Here is a 4,474-nt window from a genome sequence, read left to right as displayed (position 1 = left end):
TCTAGTTAAAATCGCCGATATCAACCATGATAACGTGATTGACATTCTCGACCTTGCGGCTATCGCCAGCAAAATCATTCAATAAAAGTAAATAGGGGAGGATGCGAGATGCGTCCTCCTTGTTTTCTCTATAGTTGAGAAGAGGTGATCTTTGATGAGGAAAATATTTTCCAGTATGTTATTGCTTCTCATGTTAACAGCGATGATTCCACTCGGGATTCGATGGACAGAAGCAGCGTCCGCTGCAGCGACAGAGTCCCCGCCGTTCGATACCTCAGCAGCTGTCGAGACGCTGAAGCGGCTTGTGCCGAAACACTATGAGCAGGTGCGTCTGGTGGCCGTGAACCGGGACAAGAGTGGCGACAATTTCCACATTTTAAGCAAGGATGGGCTTGTCGAGATACAGGGCACAAGTCCAGCTGTTCTGTTGACTGGGTTTAACTGGTATCTCAAATATGTGGCGAAGGCGAATATCAACTGGAACGGCGAACAGTTAAATTTACCGCAGCAGCTGCCTTTACCGGTGAAAGAAATTGTGCAGCAAGCGAATGTTCCGCACAGATTTGCGCTCAACGACACCGACGATGGCTATACAGGCGCCTATCGGAATTGGCAGGACTGGGAGCGTATGATCGATGTCCTTGCCCTGAACGGAATTAACGAAGTGCTGGTAACGGTGGGACAGGAGGCCGTTTACTATGATACGTTTCAAGAATTCGGTTACAGTGCTCAGGAGATGAATAATTGGATCACATTGCCTGCACACCAGCCTTGGTGGCTGTTGCAGAATATGTGCTGCTTCGCGGGTCCTAATTCTGAAAATCTAATAAATGAACGAGCCGTTATCGGTAAGAAAATAGCTGATCGTCTTCGAGAGCTGGGGATGACTCCTGTGTTTCCGGGTTACTTCGGCACAGTGCCGACGAAATTTGTGGAGAAGAATCCGACAGGGCGTGTCATTTCTCAAGGGACTTGGGTTGGCTTCAATCGCCCGGACTGGCTTGATCCGCGAAATGCGTTATTCCCGAAAATAGCTGAAGCATTTTACCGGAACCAGACAGAGCGTTTCGGCGATACAACGATGTTTAAGATGGACCTGCTGCATGAAGGAGGCAATGCAGGCGACGTTCCAGTCGGTACGGCCTCGAAGGCCGTGGAAACGGCACTTCAAGCAGCTCACCCCGGAGCGATCTGGACGATCCTTGGCTGGCAGTCCAACCCGTCTTCGACATTGCTGGCACCGCTGGACAAAACAAAATTGCTCGTTCTCGATGGCTTATCGGATCGTTATGCCAATCTCAACCGAGAGCAGTCCTGGCCAGGTGTGCCCTATGCGTTTGGCTCGATTTGGAACTTCGGCGGACATACCACGATGGGGGCGAATCTCTCGGATTGGAATACAAAGTACTGGCAATGGAAGGCTAAATCAGGAAGCAAACTTAACGGTATCGCGCTGATGCCGGAGGGAAGCGAGAACAATCCGGTCGCCTTCGACTTTTTTACCGAAATAGCATGGCAGCAGGGTCCGGTTGACCTGCCAAATTGGTTTGGAACATGGGCGGAAAGACGCTACGGTGGCGGAGATGAGAACGCGAAGGCTGCATGGGAGACACTTCGCCAAACGGCTTACAATATGCCAGCTGGTGAGTGGAGTGAAGCGCAAGACGGGTTGTTCGGCGCACAGCCGAGCTTAACTGCTAATAAAGCAGCATCATGGTCGCCTGAGAGCATGCGGTATGATGGCGTGGTATTCGATCTTGCACTGCCCGCCATGCTTAATGTTAGACAGGAACTGCGCAGCAGCAGCGCTTACCGCTATGACCTGATGGACATCACCCGTCAGGTGCTGTCCAATCACAGCCGTGTTTTGCTGCCGCAAATTAAGCAAGAATATGATGCTAAGGATAAATTGCAATTTAATGCACTTACGGATAAGTGGTTGAAATGGATGGAGCTGCTTGACGAGGTTACAGCGACGAACAAACAGACGATGCTCGGTCCATGGCTGGATAATGCAAAGTCATTTGCGTCTGATGATGCTGAACGCGCGAGACTGGAGTTTGATGCCAGATCGCTGCTTACCGTGTGGGGAGATCGCTCAGGATCTACATCCGGCGGACTGCATGATTACGCGAACCGTGAATGGAGCGGCTTGGTGGGTGATTACTATTACTTGCGGTGGAAAACTTATTTCGACGAGTTAAAGGGAGCGCTTGCCGAAGGCCGGCAGCCGGGTCAGATTGACTGGTTTGCTATTGGCGATGCGTGGTCGAAGCGGCAGAATATTTTTCCTACGGAACCACAGGGCGATATTCATCTCGTGGCCCAAAAGGTATTAGACGAAATCAGCAATTCGTCCTCTCTGGGAATTACGGTGACTGCGGACAAAGCAGCCATCGTGCCAGGCGCGACAGTTACGATTACGGCAACGTTGAAGAACGAGAACAGCTTCTTGCCAGCCCAGGGAGTCAACGTTTCCATTGCGCCTAATCAAGCATTCAATGTGAAGGCGCTGACGGCTACGATGGCTGAGCAAGTGAACCCCGGAAAAACGTTCACTGTGAAATTTGAGATAACTGCTGCAGATGAATTTTCGAACAGCAGCCTAATCCATACGCTAACGGTTGAGTCCACATATAGGTATGGAACAGTGGGGCAAACCGCTAAAGGTACGATTAACCTGCTTGCCTCCAAGGGCGTCACTGCACCTTATCAGACAGTTTCTTTTAATAATTCACAGTTCGCTCAGTCCGGAAACTCGTTCGGCATTTATGGCGGTGGTTCCGACTTGTGGGGCGCTTCACAAGGGTTCGGATCGATTTTTCTGGATAAAGCGCTGAGCAGCGACACGACGGTTACGACTAAAGTCGTCCATCAGGATAATACGTGGGGATGGGCGCGAGCGGGTATTATTGCCCGTAATGACTTAAGAACGAACGGATCTGCCGGTTATGTCAACATTGCCGTAACGCCAAGCAACGGCTGCGCATTTTCCTGGGACCAGAATGGAGACGGCCAGTTGGAGTCGGTGTCGTCCAAAGCGGGATTCACAGCGCCAGTTTACGTCAAGCTTGCTCGGACGGGTTCAACGATAACGGGAGCATGCAGCTCGGATGGGATTGACTGGACGACAATCGGTACAGCAACCCTGGCGTCAGCGGCAGTGAAACAGGATGTCGGTCTGTTCATGAGCGCAGTCAATGTGACTTCCCAGTTGAATGGATTTGTGGAGTTCGAAGGGCTCGAAGTAAATTCACAAGGCGTGTTGGTAACCGGCCTTACACTGGATAAACCGCAAGTAACGCTTAACTTGGACACTAACAAATCTACGAAGTTAAACGCAATCATTGCACCACTAAATGCAAGCAACAAAAATGTCGTTTGGTCGTCGAGTAAAGAAGAAGTAGCTAAAGTTGATAGCAATGGAACGGTTACAGCAGCAGCGATTGGGACAGCGACGATAACTGCGACAACGGTAGAAGGCGGATTCATCGCAACTGCGGAGGTTAAAGTTGTGGAGGCAGGTCCATTCGTAACCGAGATTCAACTTGACAAGACGGCTCTCTCGCTGACGGAAGGCCAAACTTCGGAGCTTACCGTGGCTGTGCTGCCGAGCAACGCATTAAATCCAAATGTAACATGGTCCACTAGTGACCCGGCTATAGCACTAGTTCAAAAGACTAGTGGCAATAAAGCGGTTGTAACCGGTCTGCAAGCGGGGAAGGCGACCATCACTGTAACTAGCATTGACGGCGGCTATAAGGCAACAAGTCAAGTTACCATTCTGCCTCGGCCTGCTAATCTTGCTTTGAACAAACCGGCAACCGCCAAAAACTCGGAAAGACCGGCAGCCAATGGCAATGATGGCAATTTGACGACCATGTGGGTTGCGAATAGCGGAAGCGCCGGCAACTGGTGGGCTGTCGATTTAGGTGACATCTATGAATTGACAGGCAGTGAAATCCATTTCGAAAAGCAAGTTTTATGGAAATATATTATTGAAGTTTCCAACGATAACGCCACATGGGTAACTGCTGTGGATAAAATGAACAATACCGATACGAGCCAAATGCAATCGCACTCATACAGTACGCAAGGAAGATATGTGCGAATTACTTTTGATCAAGCACCTGGGCAGAATTGGACTGCATTTCAAGAATTGCTTGTATTCGGATATCCGATTGCTCCTGGAACAACGCTCAGCGGTACGAACTCTGTTCCCGCAGGAAATGAGTTCACGATACGCTTCGGGTTGAAAAACGTAACACAAAGCGTATACGCTCAGGACATCAAGCTGAACTATGATGCGAACGTCATGGAATTTGTCTCGGCGAAGTCGGCGAAAGACGGCATAAGCATCGTTGATTCTAAAGATCAAGCGGGCGCGCTCCGCCTAATCATCGCGAGCCAAGGTGCCGGTCATGCCTTCACAGGCACGGCTGAATTCATCGATATCGTCTTTAAAGCGAAGAAT

At 50.1% G+C, this 4,474-nt stretch carries 1 protein-coding gene; it reads left to right on the top strand.

What is annotated here, in order from left to right:
- Positions 1–154 precede the first annotated feature (154 nt).
- The coding region (locus tag GC097_RS33900) for an alpha-N-acetylglucosaminidase TIM-barrel domain-containing protein (protein WP_216625772.1) at positions 155–4,474 on the top strand (4,320 nt) is incomplete at its 3' end.

The sequence above is a fragment of the Paenibacillus planticolens genome (genome assembly GCF_013141725.1).
In the GTDB taxonomy this organism is placed as follows: Bacteria; Bacillota; Bacilli; order Paenibacillales; family NBRC-103111; genus Paenibacillus_E; species Paenibacillus_E planticolens.
This window is presented reverse-complemented; position numbering and strand designations above follow the sequence as displayed.